At 57.3% G+C, this 14508-nt stretch carries 14 protein-coding genes; 3 read left to right on the forward strand and 11 right to left on the reverse strand.

Features of this window, described 5'->3' with window-relative positions:
* Positions 1-2007: a bifunctional tRNA (5-methylaminomethyl-2-thiouridine)(34)-methyltransferase MnmC2/FAD-dependent 5-carboxymethylaminomethyl-2-thiouridine(34) oxidoreductase MnmC1 gene (gene mnmC, locus AC6I8B_RS13645; RefSeq protein ID WP_332837853.1), complete on the forward strand. Its 2007-nt coding sequence runs from the start codon at positions 1-3 to the stop codon at positions 2005-2007.
* A gap of 33 nt (positions 2008-2040) precedes the next feature.
* Here mnmC and AC6I8B_RS13650 read toward each other — a convergent pair whose 3' ends face one another.
* Genes AC6I8B_RS13650 through prmB form a run of 6 tightly spaced genes read right to left on the reverse strand, consistent with a single transcriptional unit; the run spans position 2041 to position 6627 of the window.
* Positions 2041-2325 carry a YfcL family protein gene (locus tag AC6I8B_RS13650; protein ID WP_010257960.1) on the reverse strand — a complete coding sequence of 95 codons (285 nt, stop codon included), beginning with the start codon at positions 2323-2325 and terminating at the stop codon, positions 2041-2043.
* Positions 2326-2357: 32 nt separating this feature from the next.
* Complete coding sequence (locus tag AC6I8B_RS13655) at positions 2358-2903, reverse strand: elongation factor P hydroxylase (protein ID WP_003854284.1); 546 nt, start codon at positions 2901-2903, stop codon at positions 2358-2360.
* Positions 2904-2922: 19 nt separating this feature from the next.
* Positions 2923-3726, reverse strand: coding sequence for a sulfite exporter TauE/SafE family protein (locus AC6I8B_RS13660; RefSeq protein ID WP_010257955.1), 804 nt, complete (start codon positions 3724-3726; stop codon positions 2923-2925).
* Positions 3727-3734: 8 nt separating this feature from the next.
* Positions 3735-4559: a penicillin-insensitive murein endopeptidase gene (mepA, locus tag AC6I8B_RS13665; protein ID WP_010257953.1), complete on the reverse strand. Its 825-nt coding sequence runs from the start codon at positions 4557-4559 to the stop codon at positions 3735-3737.
* Between the two features lie 4 nt (positions 4560-4563).
* Positions 4564-5649, reverse strand: a complete 1086-nt coding sequence (gene aroC / locus AC6I8B_RS13670; RefSeq protein ID WP_010257950.1) for a chorismate synthase — start codon at positions 5647-5649, stop codon at positions 4564-4566.
* Between the two features lie 45 nt (positions 5650-5694).
* Positions 5695-6627, reverse strand: coding sequence for a 50S ribosomal protein L3 N(5)-glutamine methyltransferase (gene prmB, locus AC6I8B_RS13675; protein ID WP_010257947.1), 933 nt, complete (start codon positions 6625-6627; stop codon positions 5695-5697).
* A 159-nt stretch (positions 6628-6786) separates the two neighbouring features.
* Here prmB and smrB point away from each other — a divergent pair, with 159 nt between their 5' ends.
* Complete coding sequence (gene smrB / locus AC6I8B_RS13680) at positions 6787-7335, forward strand: endonuclease SmrB (protein ID WP_010257944.1); 549 nt, start codon at positions 6787-6789, stop codon at positions 7333-7335.
* A 29-nt stretch (positions 7336-7364) separates the two neighbouring features.
* On the opposite strand, the gene sixA is transcribed toward smrB, so the two are convergent.
* The 4 genes from sixA to AC6I8B_RS13700 form a co-directional block, all read right to left on the reverse strand.
* The gene (sixA, locus tag AC6I8B_RS13685) at positions 7365-7847 is read right to left on the reverse strand and encodes a phosphohistidine phosphatase SixA (protein WP_010257941.1); all 483 of its coding nucleotides are present in this window, start codon (positions 7845-7847) and stop codon (positions 7365-7367) included.
* A gap of 224 nt (positions 7848-8071) precedes the next feature.
* Positions 8072-10168 (reverse strand): fatty acid oxidation complex subunit alpha FadJ, encoded by a 2097-nt coding sequence (gene fadJ, locus AC6I8B_RS13690; RefSeq protein ID WP_157352682.1) that lies wholly within the window; start codon positions 10166-10168, stop codon positions 8072-8074.
* On the reverse strand, positions 10168-11478 hold the full coding sequence (gene fadI / locus AC6I8B_RS13695; RefSeq protein ID WP_157352686.1) for an acetyl-CoA C-acyltransferase FadI: 1311 nt from the start codon (positions 11476-11478) through the stop codon (positions 10168-10170). The genes fadJ and fadI overlap by 1 nt, the downstream gene beginning before the upstream one ends.
* A gap of 158 nt (positions 11479-11636) precedes the next feature.
* Positions 11637-11933 carry a YfcZ/YiiS family protein gene (locus AC6I8B_RS13700; protein ID WP_010671435.1) on the reverse strand — a complete coding sequence of 99 codons (297 nt, stop codon included), beginning with the start codon at positions 11931-11933 and terminating at the stop codon, positions 11637-11639.
* A 358-nt stretch (positions 11934-12291) separates the two neighbouring features.
* On the opposite strand from AC6I8B_RS13700, the gene fadL reads away from it, so the two are divergent.
* Complete coding sequence (fadL, locus tag AC6I8B_RS13705) at positions 12292-13575, forward strand: long-chain fatty acid transporter FadL (protein WP_010671434.1); 1284 nt, start codon at positions 12292-12294, stop codon at positions 13573-13575.
* A gap of 136 nt (positions 13576-13711) precedes the next feature.
* Here the strand turns inward: fadL and mlaA are convergent, their stop codons facing one another.
* Positions 13712-14476 (reverse strand): phospholipid-binding lipoprotein MlaA, encoded by a 765-nt coding sequence (gene mlaA, locus AC6I8B_RS13710; RefSeq protein WP_022625091.1) that lies wholly within the window; start codon positions 14474-14476, stop codon positions 13712-13714.
* Positions 14477-14508 lie beyond the last annotated feature (32 nt).

Consider the following 14508-nt stretch of genomic DNA (forward strand, 5'->3'; position numbering starts at 1 on the left):
GTGAAATTGACCCCGGTTGAACATGCAAAGCTAAACTGGAATGAACAGGGTACACCTGTTTCCCGAGCGTTTGGCGATGTCTATTTCTCTAATGACAACGGTCTGGAAGAGACACGCTATGTCTTCCTTGGCGGCAACGGTTTTCCCCAGCGTTTTGCTGAGCATCCGCGCGATCTGCTGATCGTGGCGGAGAGCGGTTTTGGCACCGGTCTTAATTTCCTGACGCTGTGGCAGGCGTTCGATGCGTTTCAGCGCGAACAGCCCGACGCCACTTTAAAACGTCTGCATTTCATCAGCTTTGAGAAATTTCCGTTAACCCGTGAAGATTTAACTGCGGCGCAGCAGCACTGGCCCGAACTGGCCCCCTGGGCGGAGGCGCTGCAGGCGCAGTGGCCCGCTGCCCTGCCCGGCTGTCAGCGTCTGCTGTTTGATGGCGGCCGCATCACGCTCGACCTGTGGCTGGGCGATATTAACCTGCTGATGGATCAGCTGGATGAGAGCCTGAATCGTCAGGTAGATGCCTGGTTTTTGGATGGGTTCGCGCCCTCAAAGAACCCGGATATGTGGACGCCGGAGCTGTTCGGCATGATGGCAAAACTGGCGCGGCCGCAGGGGACCTTCGCGACTTTTACGGCTGCAGGTATTGTCCGGCGCGGTCTGCAGCAGGCGGGCTTTGCGGTCATCCGCCGCAAAGGATTTGGTCCGAAGCGCGAAATGCTATGCGGGCCGTTGCAGGATGCGCCTCCGCTGCCCGCCGCGCAGCCCTGGTATCATCGTCAATGTGCGGAGCAGCGTGATGTGGCTCTTATTGGCGGCGGCGTCGCCAGTGCCACCCTGGCGCTGGCGCTGCTGCGTCGCGGCTGGCGGGTAACGCTTTATTGCGCCGATGAGGCGCCCGCGCTGGGCGCATCCGGCAACCGTCAGGGAGCGCTCTATCCGCTGCTCAATCAGCACGACCCGGCACTTGCCACTTTTTTCCCCTCGGCCTTCAGCTTTGCCCGGCGGCTCTATGATCAATTAACCGTCACCTATGAGCATCACTGGAGCGGTGTGCTGCAGCTGGGCTGGGATGAGAAAAGCCGTAAGAAGATCGATCAGATGCTGGCGATGGACCTGCCTGAAATCATCGCCTGTGGCGTCGATGTGGCAGAAGCTGAAAAACGGGCAAATGTTGAACATGGCTGTGGCGGCATTTTCTATCCGCAAGGCGGCTGGCTCTCACCGGCAGAGCTGACCACCGCGATGCTGGCGCATGGCGAAACCCAGGGATTGCGCATTCACTGGCTGCACCGGGTGAGCGCGCTTTCCCGTGAGGATGATCACTGGATGCTGACGTTCAGCGATCGTCCGGCGGTACGTCATCCGACCGTCGTACTGGCAAACGGTCATGCGATTGCTGACTTTGCGCAAAGCGCCCCGCTGCCGACCTATCCGGTGGCCGGTCAGGTAAGCCATGTTCCCTCCACGCCGGGCCTCAACGCGCTGCAAACGGTGCTCTGTTACGACGGCTATCTGACGCCTGTCAGCCCGCAGTTTGGTACGCACTGTATCGGGGCCAGCTATCACCGTGGCGATACCGCAACCGCGTATCGGGAGGAGGATCAGCAGGAGAACCGCAGCCGCCTGCTGCATTGCCTGCCTGACAGCAGCTGGGCCGAAACGGTGGATGTCAGTGACGGAGAGGCAAGAATGGGGGTGCGCTGCGCCACCCGGGATCACCTGCCGATGGTGGGCGGCGTGCCGGATTATGCTGCTACGCTGGCGCAGTATGCTGATTTACCGGCACAGCAGGCGGCAGGCAGCGATATCGCTGACGCACCCGATCTTGCGGGCTTGTATCTGTTTGGGGCGCTGGGATCGCGCGGCCTGTGCAGTGCGCCGCTGGCGGCCGAAGTACTGGCAGCTCAGCTGGCGGGCGAGCCGCAGCCTCTGGATGCCAGTACCCTGGCAGCACTCAATCCGAATCGTTACTGGGTGAGGAAATTACTGAAGGGAAAAGCCGTTTAGCGGACGCTAAGGGCGGCACGCCGCCCTGCACCACTACGCGGAGAGCTGGCGTGCCTGAACAAACAGGTTATCCCACATCCCGACCACTAATGCCTGATCGCGCGGCGAGAGTTCTCCGGCAGCAATGGCATTTTGCAGACTGCGGGTCACCTGAATCTGCAGCGCTTCTGGCGTATGTTCGCCCAGTTGCTCCACTTCAGCGACGGCCAGTGTCAGATGCCCGCGCAGATAACCGCTGGCGAACAGCTCATCGTCACTGGCATGCTCGACCATGTCGTCAATCAGGGCCAGAATACGCGCTTCAAATTCTGCGATCATCTCAATTCCTCTTTTAATAATGCCTTTCTGCATCACAGATCGTCCGGCCAGGGAAACTGCGATGCTGTTAATGAAGGCCTGCCATAAAATTCCGCCAGGGCGGTAATAAAACGCGCGGGACGGTCGGGAATGCCCGACGTCAGATAGCTCATGACCTGAGCATGCACTTTACGCTGGAACGCAATGCGATCCGGCTCACAATCTCCGTCGAGATTGTCACAACTCACGTTGAAGGGAAAGCCTGCCGCCGTACAAAACATCCATTCCAGCGCCTGTGGCTTCACTTCCACCGCTTCAAACTGACTCTGGGTCAGCGCATCGCGGCCATCCGGACAGTACCAGTAGCCAAAATCGACCAGTTTGCGGCGCGCTTCACCGGCGATGCACCAGTGAGAGATCTCATGCAGGGCGCTGGCGTAGAAGCCGTGAGCAAAGACCACACGGTTCCACGGCGATTCGGCATCAGCAGGAAGATAGATCGGTTCATCATCGCCTTTAATTAGACGGGTCTGAAATTCATCGCTGAAACAGCGATCAAACAGCGTGATCAGCTGTTCATAATGATGTGTCGGGTTCATGACGGTATCAGGTTTTAGGTTACGATTGCAGCGTGGCAAGCCAGGCCATAACGGCGCTGCCATGGCTGTCCCACAGTAATTTAATGCTCATGACGGCAGACACAATCACCACCATCGGGCGGATCAGCTTCTGTCCGCGGCTCAGCACCAGTCTTGCGCCCAGACGCGCGCCGCAGAAAGCGCCGAGCATCATGATCAGGCCGGTTCCCCACACCACTTTGCCGCCGAACATAAAGAACAGCAGGCTGCCGAGGTTCGAGGTGAAATTGAGGACCTTGGCATGGGCGGTCGCTTTGGCAAGGTTGTAGCCGCAGAGCGTGACGAAAGCCAGCGCATAAAAAGAGCCTGCGCCCGGTCCGAAAAATCCGTCATAGAATCCCACAGCTCCGCCGCCGACCAGTGCAAAGGCCAGACCATGCAGACGGCGCGCGCGATCCACTTCGCCGAGTCGCGGCATCAGCAGGAACCACAAACCGATAGCGATTAAAAACAGCGGCAGCATCTGGCGCAGGAAATCCGCCTGCAGGCGCTGAATCAGTATCGCGCCCAGCACGGAACCCAGCAGCGTCATGGCAATGTTCAGCCACTGTTCATTCAGATTGACCGCACCACGCCGGATAAAGTAGAGACTGGCGGAAAACGATCCACCGACCGATTGCAGTTTATTGGTCGCCAGCGCCTGGGCCGGAGAAAGGCCCGCCGCCAGCAACGAAGGTACCGTAAGTAATCCCCCGCCACCCGCGATTGAATCAATAAAACCGGCGAGCATGGCGATTAAAAACAGCAGCCCGACGAGCAGCGGGCTGACCACAAACCAATCCATGGAATCCCTTACAGTAGATGTTTATCCAGCAGGGCCTGACAGGCAGGCGGTAATGGCGGCGGCTCACGTTTCACCGGTGCGCCCGAACCAGGCTGTTTCGGCAGGAACCAGCTCTGCAGCTCTGCGCCGCAGCCATCGCCAGCAGGCGGTGCGGGCTGATCTTCACAGCCGATACTGCCCGCCGGGCAGCGCAGGCGCACATGCATATGGGCCCGGTGAGCAAACCACGGGCGCACTTTACGCAGCCAGTCACGATCGTTACCCGCATCGGCACAAAGCTGCTTTTTAATCGCCGGATTGACGAAGATCCGTGTCACATCATCATCTTTGGCGGCCAGTTTAATCAGGCTGTCGATTTCTGGCTGCCAGTGACGCGCAATCACATTTTTGTCACCCGGCCCGACCAGATCGAGCGGCTGCGGCTTCAGCAGTTGCTGGGCGCTCCAGCGGGTTTTCGGCAGTTGCAGCCAGATATCGACATCCAGCCCGGTCTGATGGCTGGCGTGACCGCTGCTGAAACGTCCGCCTGCTGCCATGCCCATGTCACCAATCAGCACGTTGCCCAGTTGCAGGTTATGCACCTGCGTACTGAGCCGCTGAATAAACTGAATCAGATCGGGATGACCAAAGTAGCGCCGCTGATCCTGACGCATCACCTGATAGTGCGGTGAATTCAGCGGCAGCGCCTCGGCGCCAACAATACAGCCGTTGGCAAAGCCACCGATTGACTGCGGTGCGCCGGTGATCGGCTGCTGGATGCGTTGCCACGGCGTCGCCGCCAGGCTGGAGGCGCTGATCAACAGCGCACTCAGGGTAAGCAGAAGAGCCTTCATGGTATCACCAGCGCGGTACGGAGCTGTTAACGTCACCGTTCTGCGCCCGCTGGCGCAGCAGATGATCCATCAGGACGATCGCCATCATCGCCTCGGCGATCGGCACTGCGCGGATCCCGACGCAGGGATCGTGGCGGCCTTTGGTGATCATCTCCACTTCTTCGCCGTCGCGGGTAATGGTTTTACCCGGCACGGTGATGCTGGAGGTTGGTTTCATCGCCAGATTGGCGCTGATGGTCTGGCCGCTGCTGATGCCGCCCAGAATGCCCCCGGCGTGGTTGCTCTGGAAACCATCGTGGCGGATCTCGTCGCGATGCTGGCTGCCGCGCTGGTTAACCACCGCAAAGCCGTCGCCGATTTCAACGCCTTTAACGGCATTAATACTCATCAGCGCATGCGCCAGATCGGCATCCAGCCGGTCAAATACCGGCTCGCCCAGGCCTGGCGGCACGTGATCTGCCATGACCGTGACTTTAGCGCCAATGGAGTCGCCCTCTTTTTTCAGGCCGCGCATCAGTTCATCCAGCGCCTCCAGCTTGTCCGCATCCGGGCAGAAGAACGGATTCTCTTCCACGATGCTCCAGTCTTTCAGCTCACAGGCGATGTCACCAATCTGTGACAGATAGCCGCGCACCACGACACCGTGTTTCATCTGCAGGTATTTCTTGGCAATCGCACCGGCCGCCACGCGCATCGCGGTTTCGCGCGCCGACGAGCGGCCACCGCCACGGTAGTCGCGCTGACCATATTTCTGCTCGTAGGTGTAATCAGCATGGCCCGGACGGAAGAGATCTTTGATAGCGCCGTAATCCTGCGAACGCTGATCGGTATTTTCAATCAGCAGGCCAATCGAAGTACCGGTAGTCACACCCTCAAAGACACCGGACAAAATTTTCACCTGATCCGGCTCGCGGCGCTGCGTGGTATAGCGCGATGTGCCAGGACGGCGGCGATCGAGGTCATGCTGAATATCCGCTTCGGTCAGCGGAATACCTGGCGGCACACCATCAACGATACAGCCCAGCGCAAGCCCATGGGACTCGCCAAAGGTAGTTACTCGAAAAAATTGCCCGATGCTGTTTCCGGCCATGCTGTTTCCTTCTCAGGGTTCGGCGGGCGATGCTTCGCCCCACTTTTAGTCTTTGTAAAAAGAGAAATGGTGTTTTGCGTCGACAATCTGCTGGCGCGTCAGCGTAAAGACGCCGTCACCGCCGTTGTCGAATTCCAGCCAGGTAAAGGGCACGTCGGGATACTGTTCGATCATGTGCACCATGCTGTTGCCCACTTCGCAGACCAGTACGCCCTGCTCGCTGAGATAATCCGGTGCACAGGCCAGAATGCGACGCACCAGCTTCAGGCCGTCGCTGCCTGCCGCCAGCCCAAGCTCCGGTTCGTGGCGATATTCGTTCGGCAGATCATCCATATCTTCCGCATCAACATACGGCGGATTGGTGACGATCAGATCATATTTCAGCGGTGGCAATTCGCGGAACAGGTCAGCGCGAATCGGCGTAACCTGATGAATCAGACCATGTTCTTCAATGTTCTGCTCGGCAACCGCCAGCGCACCGGTGGAGATATCCACCGCGTCCACTTCCGCTTCCGGGAAGGCATAGGCGCAGGCAATCGCAATACAGCCGCTGCCGGTACACATATCCAGAATATGATGGGGTGGCGTGCTGACCAGACCGGCAAAGCGGTTCTCAATCAGTTCGCCAATCGGTGAACGCGGCACCAGCACGCGCTCATCAACAAAGAATTCGTGGCCGCAAAACCAGGCTTTATTGGTCAGATAGGCGACCGGAATGCGCTCGTTAACGCGACGAATGACGCGCTCGACGATCAGAAGACGTTCGCTGGCGGTCAGACGCGCATTGCGCATATCTTCAGGAATATCCAGCGGCAGCCAGAGTGACGGCAGGACCAGTTGAACGGCTTCGTCCCAGGGATTGTCTGTGCCATGTCCGTACCAGATTCCGGCAGCGGAAAAGCGGCTGACCGCCCAGCGCAGCATGTCCTGAATGGTGTGCAGTTCGTTCACTGCCTCATCGACGAAAATTTTGTCCACGTAGCCCTCCGCAGGCCTTTTGCTAAATCGGCCAGTAGTGTGCCATGAAGCCGGGGAGAATTCAGCGCAGCGAGGTGAAAAAGCTGACATTTAATGACGCTTAACGGTAAGGTATCGGCTCTGCTGTGTGACAGCCTTTTCTGATATGACTGACCTGCCATGAGTAAAAAAACACCACTAAGCCCGGATGACCAGGCGCTGTTTCGCCAGTTGATGACGGGTACACGCCAGTTAAAACAGGACACGTTTGTCCACAAAGCGCCGGTTAAAACCCGCCACATCCCGGTAAAGCGTCTGCTTTCAGAGCAGGCGGACAACAGTCATTACTTTTCGGATGAGTTTCAGCCACTGCTCTCAACGGAAGGTGCCACCCGTTATGTGCGCGCCGATGTCAGCCATTTTGAGCTGAAAAAATTACGTCGTGGCGACTATACGCCAGAGATTTTCCTCGATCTGCACGGCTTAACGCAGCAGCAGGCCAAGCAGGAACTGGGGGCACTGATCGCCGCCTGCCGCCGTGAACATCTGTTCTGCGCCAGCGTCATGACCGGTCATGGAAAGCATATCCTGAAGCAGCAGACGCCGCTGTGGCTGGCCCAGCATCCGTGGGTGATGGCTTTTCATCAGGCACCCAAAATGTTTGGCGGTGACGCCGCGCTGCTGGTTTTGATTGAGATTGAGGAGTGGCAACCGCCTGAATTGCCCTGAGAGGGGCCGGAATGATCGGCCCACAGACGTCAGATTGCTTTAGCCAGCTTTTTGGGACTGACCTGCCACAGCAGTTTACCGGCACTCGCCGCGGGATCGAATTCCACGCAGGCAATAGCGGAAGTGGCAAACATTGGCGGTGCTTCCTGCGGGCACAGTTCAGAGACTAAATACCCCACCAACGGTAAATGTGAGATCACCAGAGCCGATTTCACGCCTTCATTCGCCAGGGCCTGCAGATAACACCCGACCATCTCCGGATCGCCGCCCGGCGTTAATTCCGGCAGAACGTCCTGGCTTTCCGGCAAGGGAAAGGCTTCACGCACGGTCGCGAGCGTTTGCTGCGCGCGTAAATAGGGACTCACCAGGACACGCTCAATGTCCGGCGTCTGGCTGTTAAGCCAGTTGGCCATCTGACGTGATTCATTGCAGCCACATAAGGTTAAAGGCCTGACTGAATCACTGGCTGCTTCCAGAGCCGCATCGCCGTGACGCATGATAAAAACTTGCATAAAGCACCGCTGTTGTTTGTCGACATCGCCCGACGCGTAGCGCCTGACTCTTCACTCTGCGAATGAACGCTGTGTTTTACCCTAATGGCTTTAGTATAGTCAACCGGTTGTTTATTAAATAAGCACTTCTCAGAATCATGCTGCGCCGCACACTCTGGCGGCGCTTTTCTAAGCCGCTGAATCGGATTGGTTATTCCATATTCAGCAGAAATGTAAAATTTCGTCTATTTTGCAGCCGCCTGAATCAGCGCCTCACAGGGTGTGAATCGTTCGCCATGCTGCTGCGCAAGCCGGGTTAATCTGTTGACCACTTCCGCCGCGCCCAGTTTGTCCATGTAGTGGAACGGGCCGCCTAAGAAAGGCGGAAAACCGATGCCAAACACCGCACCGATATCCCCATCGCGGGCGCAGCGAACCACCTGCTCATCAAGACAGCGTGCGGCTTCGTTCAGCATCATCATCACGCAGCGTTCAGCAATCTGCGCGTCACTCTGCCTGGCCTGCGGCGAGACCTTCAGCAACGTATACAGCGAAGCGTCCGGTTTTTTACGCTGCCAGCGCGGCTGGTCATAGCGATAAAAGCCTTTGCTGTTTTTACGTCCCTTACGGCCATCTTTCAGCACCGCATCAAAAGCGGCTGGCGCGGCAAAGCGTTCACCATAAGCCTGATGCAGGATGGGACTGATTTTGCTGCCAACGTCGATACCGACCTCATCCAGCAGCTGAATCGGGCCGACCGGGAAACCAAACTTCACCAGCGCCCGATCAATATGGTCAATCGGTTCGCCCTCCAGCAGGCAGCGCATCGCTTCATTTATATAGGGCGTCAGGATGCGGTTAACATAGAAGCCAGGCTTGTCCGCCACCACAATCGGGGTTTTACCCTGGCTGCGCGCCAGCGCCACAATCGTCACCAGCGTCGCGGTAGAAGTATTCAGATGAGGAATCACCTCCACCAGCGGCATTTTCTCTACCGGACTGAAATAGTGCAGCCCGATGACGTTCTCAGGACGCTGGGCGCCGGCGGCGATCGCCTCAATCGGCAGCGAAGAGGTATTTGAGGCAAACAGCGTATGCGGCTGACAGTGTGCCTCCACTTCGCTGACCATCTGCTGCTTCAGGGCTAAATCTTCGAATACGGCTTCAATTACCACGTCGCGCAGTGAGAAGCCCTGATAATCGATGCCGCCCGTAATACGTGCCATCTGCTGCTGACGCTGTGCCGGAGTGAGCTGGCGCCGTTTAACCTTTTTGCTCAGCAGTTCCCAGCTGGTTTTCAGCGCATGGTTTACCCCTTCCAGGCTGATATCTTTAATGCGTACCGGCAACCCGGCGTTGATTGCAGTGACGCTGGCGATGCCGCCGCCCATCAGGCCGCCGCCGAGGATACCAACACGCTTAACGGTGCCGGGTTCCGCTTCACCGCCCCGCTCCTTTTTCATAGCCGTAGTCGCGAAAAAGATCCCGCGCAGCGCAACAGATTCTGGCGTCATCGCCAGCTCACCAAAAGCGCGTGCTTCAGCCTCATGTCCGGCCCGACTGCCCTGCTCCAGCCCGATGCGCACCACCTCAATAATGCGTTTTGCTGCCGGATAGTTACCCTGCGTTTTGGCTGCGGTCTGTCGGGTCGCCAGCGCAAACAGCGCCTGACGGCCAACCGGACCATGTAGCAGACGATCGCGCAGCGGCAGCGTTCGTCCACTAACCTTGCCCTTTTTCACCCGGGCAATGGCGGTCTCCAGCAGAATCGCCTGCGGCACCGCGTCATCGACCACGCCCAGCTTACGGGCCTGTTTCGCCCGCAGGGCTTTGCCAGTCAGAATCAGTGGCAGCGCCTGCTGCACGCCGATTAAGCGTGGCAGCCGCTGAGTGCCGCCAGAGCCTGGCAGTAAGCCGAGTTGCACTTCCGGCAAACCGAGGCGGGTTTTATCATCCAGCGAGCAGATACGGGCATCACAGGCCAGCGCCAGTTCCAGCCCGCCACCGAGGCAGGCGCCGTGGATTGCCGCGACCACCGGGAACGGCAGCGCGTCGAGCGCAGCCATTACTTCCTGGCCCTGTTTTGCCAGCGCTTCGGCTTCCTGCGCGCTCTTACAGCGGTCAATCATGCTGATGTCTGCGCCCGCGATGAAGTTGTCCGCTTTACCGGAAATCAGCACCAGGCCAGCCAGTTGCGGATCGCGTCGCGCTTCCGCAATGATGGCGGTGATCTGCCCGGCAAATTCCGCTTTCAGGGTGTTCATCTTCTCACCAGGGACATCGATCGTAATGATGCCGACGTGATCCAGTCGCATCTTCAGATGAAACGCATTCTGCTCCATTATTCGGCCTCCAGAATCATTGCCGCACCCAGGCCGCCTGCCGCGCAGGCCGTGACCAGTCCTAACCCGCCACCGCGACGGCGTAATTCATTCAGCGTCTGGGTGATCATGCGCGCACCCGTGGCGGCAAAAGGATGACCATAGGCGATCGATCCGCCCAGCACGTTAAAGCGCTCTTCATTCACTTCGCCCAGCGCGTGTGGGCGATTCAGCACCTCACGGGCAAAGCGCTCGTCGCGAAACATGTGCAGGTTGCTCAGCGTCTGGGCAGCAAAAGCTTCATGCATATCGATCAGCGTCAGATCGGCCAGGGTTATGCCGGCGCGATCCAGTGCCAGTGGTGAAGCGTACGCCGGGCCCAGCAGCATATCCTGCTGCACACCAATGGCGGTAAAGGCGTAGCTGCGCAGATAGCCCAGCGGCCTGATGCCCAGTTCACGGGCGCGGCCCTCGCGCATCAGAATCACTGCCGCCGCGCCGTCGGTGAGAGGCGTGCTGTTGGCCGCGGTGACGCTGCCGTGCTGGCGATCAAATGCCGGACGCAGTCGGGCGTAATCCTCCGCTTTGGCGTTCATCCGCACGTTATTGTCCTGATCGATGGCGCTTTTCCACGGCGGCACAAAGGCTGCCATGACTTCCTGATTCAGTACCCCGGATTGCCAGGCCCTTGCGGCATGCTGATGGGATCGCAGCGCCAGCGCATCCTGTGCTTCGCGCGTGATGCCGTTACTCTTAGCCATCTGCTCCGCAGTGTCGCCCATGCGCAGGCCGGTCGAATACTCCGCCACTGCGGGCGGGACCGGCAGCAGATCACGCGGACGCAGACGCCGCAGAATGTGCAGTTTTTGACCGAAGCTGCGGGCTTTATTGAGATCCACCAGCGCGCGGGCCAGCGTTTTACTGACCCCAATCGGCAACACCGACGAAGAGTCTGCGCCACCGGCAATACCGGCAGAGATGGTGCCCGCCAGCAGACTTTCTGCCACATTCGCTACCGCCTGAAAGCTGGTGGCGCAGGCACGGCTGACGCTGTAGGCATCGGTATGCACACTCAACCCGCTGCTTAATACAATTTCACGCGCAATGTTCGGCGCTTCCGGCATCTGCACCACCTGCCCAAAGACCAGTTGCTCGATCACCTCAGCCGGCAGTTCACTGCGCGCCATTAATTCGCTGACCACCATACGTCCCAGCTCAATGGCGGGAATGCCATGGAAGCCGGTCGCCTGGCGTAAGAAAGGGGTGCGTAATCCGTGGGTTATTGCGATGCGTTCACCATCACGCGTCAGCAGCGGCTGCGCTTTGCTCATTGTTCTCACCTGTGGCTGGGACTGTGGCATCATTGCCTGAAGAGGTCTGACCTGATCAGTGTTAACCACAAGCGGGTGAGCCGCCAATATCGGAAGGGAAAAAGTGCGAAGGGAAACACGAAAATGAAAAACGCCGCAGTGACGCGGCGTAATGGGACTTAACGCAAACCGAGTTGAAAAATCATGGTTTCAGCCTGGCAGCTGAAGGTGAAATCGATATCCAGCTGCACTCCCTGATCCACTTCGCTGAAGCGCGATTCAATCAGACAGGGTTCTGATTCAACCTCGCGGGCACGTTCGGTCAGTTGCGCTAATTTCGCTTCCGCATCGGCACGCTGCGCAAACCATTCTGACCAGCTGGCGGTGCAATCGGTGTTATCCATTACCGTGCCGACATCAACACAACAACAGGCTGCGGTTTCGGTCGCACTGCATTTTTTAATGGCATCAGTCATTTCATTCTCCAGACCAGCAATTGCATAGGTTGAGCGATTTTATGGACGAAATCTTACCTGCTCGCTGAAAGATGCGCCACGCACCTGTTGCTAAGTGACGAATATCACAATAAAAATTGATCCAGAACAAACTGGAATGGTTATGCTGTCCAGGATCAGGGGCTTTTTGTTATGCAGATCGAATTTTAAGCGATCAAACCTGAAATATTTTAAAAACAATATTGCAACATGCACACAGGTCGGACCTATACTCTCCGCACTGGTCTGATATGTGCGCTTTACATCAGTCCCTACAATCCGCCGTCCTTTGTTACGCGACGTTATAGCGTTAAATAATAATTCACATGAGGTTGTGGTCATGAACCATAAAAACCTGTTTGCAAAGTCAGCCGTGGCGGCTGCAGTGGCGCTTGTCTCTTCCCACGTTTACGCTGCTGGGTTTCAGTTAAATGAATTCTCTTCGATTGGTTTAGGTCGCGCATATTCAGGCGAAGGGGCAATGGGTGATACCGCGGCGTCTGCCAGCCGTAACCCGGCGACAATGGCGTTAATGGATCGCCCGGAATTTTCTATCGGGGCTGTCTATATTGCGCCGGATGTAAATATCAGTGGTCGCAGTCCCAGTGGCCGCAGCCTGGATGCGAATAATATTGCCCCTAATCAGTGGGTACCCAATATTCATTACGTCCAGCCCATCAACGATCAGTGGTGGATTGGCGCATCTGCAACCTCAAACTACGGCTTAGCAACAGAGTTTAATAATGGCTACACCGCTGGCGGTTACGGCGGTAAAACTGACCTGATGACCGGCAATTTAAATCTCAGCACCGCTTATCGGTTTAATGAACATTTTAGTGCAGGCATCGGTTTTGATGCGGTTTACGCTAAAGCCAAAATTGAGCGTTATGCCGGTGAGTCAGGCGCGCGTCTGGGGGTTCCGGCTGATACGCAGGTTGCCCATCTGAAAGGCGATGAGTGGGGCTACGGCTGGAATGCTGGCATCCTGTATGAAGTGGATGAAAATAACCGCTTCGGCTTTACCTATCGTTCAGAAGTGAAAGTTGATTTTGATGGCGATTACAAGAGTAATCTCTCATCCCGGCTGAATGCGGTGAATAATCCGGAAGTGTCAGGCGTACCTTTTGGCACCAACGGCACCACCGTTCCAGGCGCGTTAACGCTGAATCTGCCAGAGATGTGGGAAGTGTCGGGCTGGCATAAAGTGGCACCGCAGTGGGCGGTTCACTACAGCATGGCTTACACCAGCTGGAGCCAGTTCCAGGAGCTGAAAGCCACTGGCTCTAACGGCCAGACGCTGTTCTATAAAGATGAAAGCTTCCACGATGCCTACCGCATTGCACTGGGCACAACCTATTCCTACGACAAGAACTGGACGTTCCGTACCGGTATTGCGTTTGATGACAGCCCGGTTCCGGCCGATAAGCGCTCTATCTCCATCCCGGACCAGGATCGTTTATGGCTGAGTGCCGGTACTTCTTACGCCTTTAACGATGATGCCTCGGTTGATTTAGGCATCTCTTATATGCACGGACAGAAAGTGACGGTGAAAGAAGGTCCTTATACCTTTACCTCTGAAGGCAAGGCCTGGCTCTACGGCGCGAACTTTAACTACAAGTTCTGATTGGATAGCACGATTAAAAAGGGCGACTCTGGTGAGTCGCCCTTTTTTGTGGACGTGGATCGCTTAATGGCTCAGGGAGCATACGCCCTGCGCAAAGAGGCAAAAACCGCCATCCCTGGCGGCTCAGCGCGGGCGATTACTCGGCGTCAATATCCTTAAGGTCATCCTGAATCGCGGCTGCGTTAGGATTATCTTCCGGCTTGAGCTTGCCGCCGCGCGCCAGGAAGTCGTGACGCTGGAAGTAAGCGTTACGGATGAAGGCGTACGGATCGCTCTGCTGTTTCAGGATTGCATCAGAGTCCAGCAACTGCGCGCGGGTCTCAATCCCTTCAAGCGTCCATTTACCAATCGACATTGGCCAGGTCAGCCAGCCAAGTATCGGATAAAGCGTATCAACGTAGTCGCCGCCATCCTGACGCACCGTGAAGCTGCCGTAAGCAGGCAACTCAACGTAAGGCCCGTAGCCGACACCATAGTGACCGAGCGTGGTACCGAATCGGTGCGGCTCTTCACGCGCCAGTTCCGGATTCGCCTTACCGGCAACGTCAATGAAACCGCCCAGTCCCAGCACGCTGTTCAGGAAGAAACGGGTAAAGTGCACACCCGCATCGCGCCCGTTGCCGACCAGGATGGCGTTGACCATGCTGGCAGGTTCTTCCAGGTTGCCGAGGAAGTTGCTCAGGCCGGTACGTGCCGGCACCGGCACATAATCACGCCAGGCCACAGCGACCGGACGCAATACATACGGATCCAGCACGTTGTAGTTAAAGTTAAACATCGTGCGGTTAAAGCCTTCGAACGGATCGCTGCGCTGAGCAGGATCGCTATTCGCCGGCTTTGAACTGGCACAACCTACCAGAAGGACGCTGGCGACAGCCAGGCTGGTCAGGCGATAATTCATTCCAATCTCCCTGTGCGGATGAAAAAGGTCTA

It is taken from the genome of Pantoea sp. X-Soil-ISGK-285 (genome assembly GCF_059730815.1).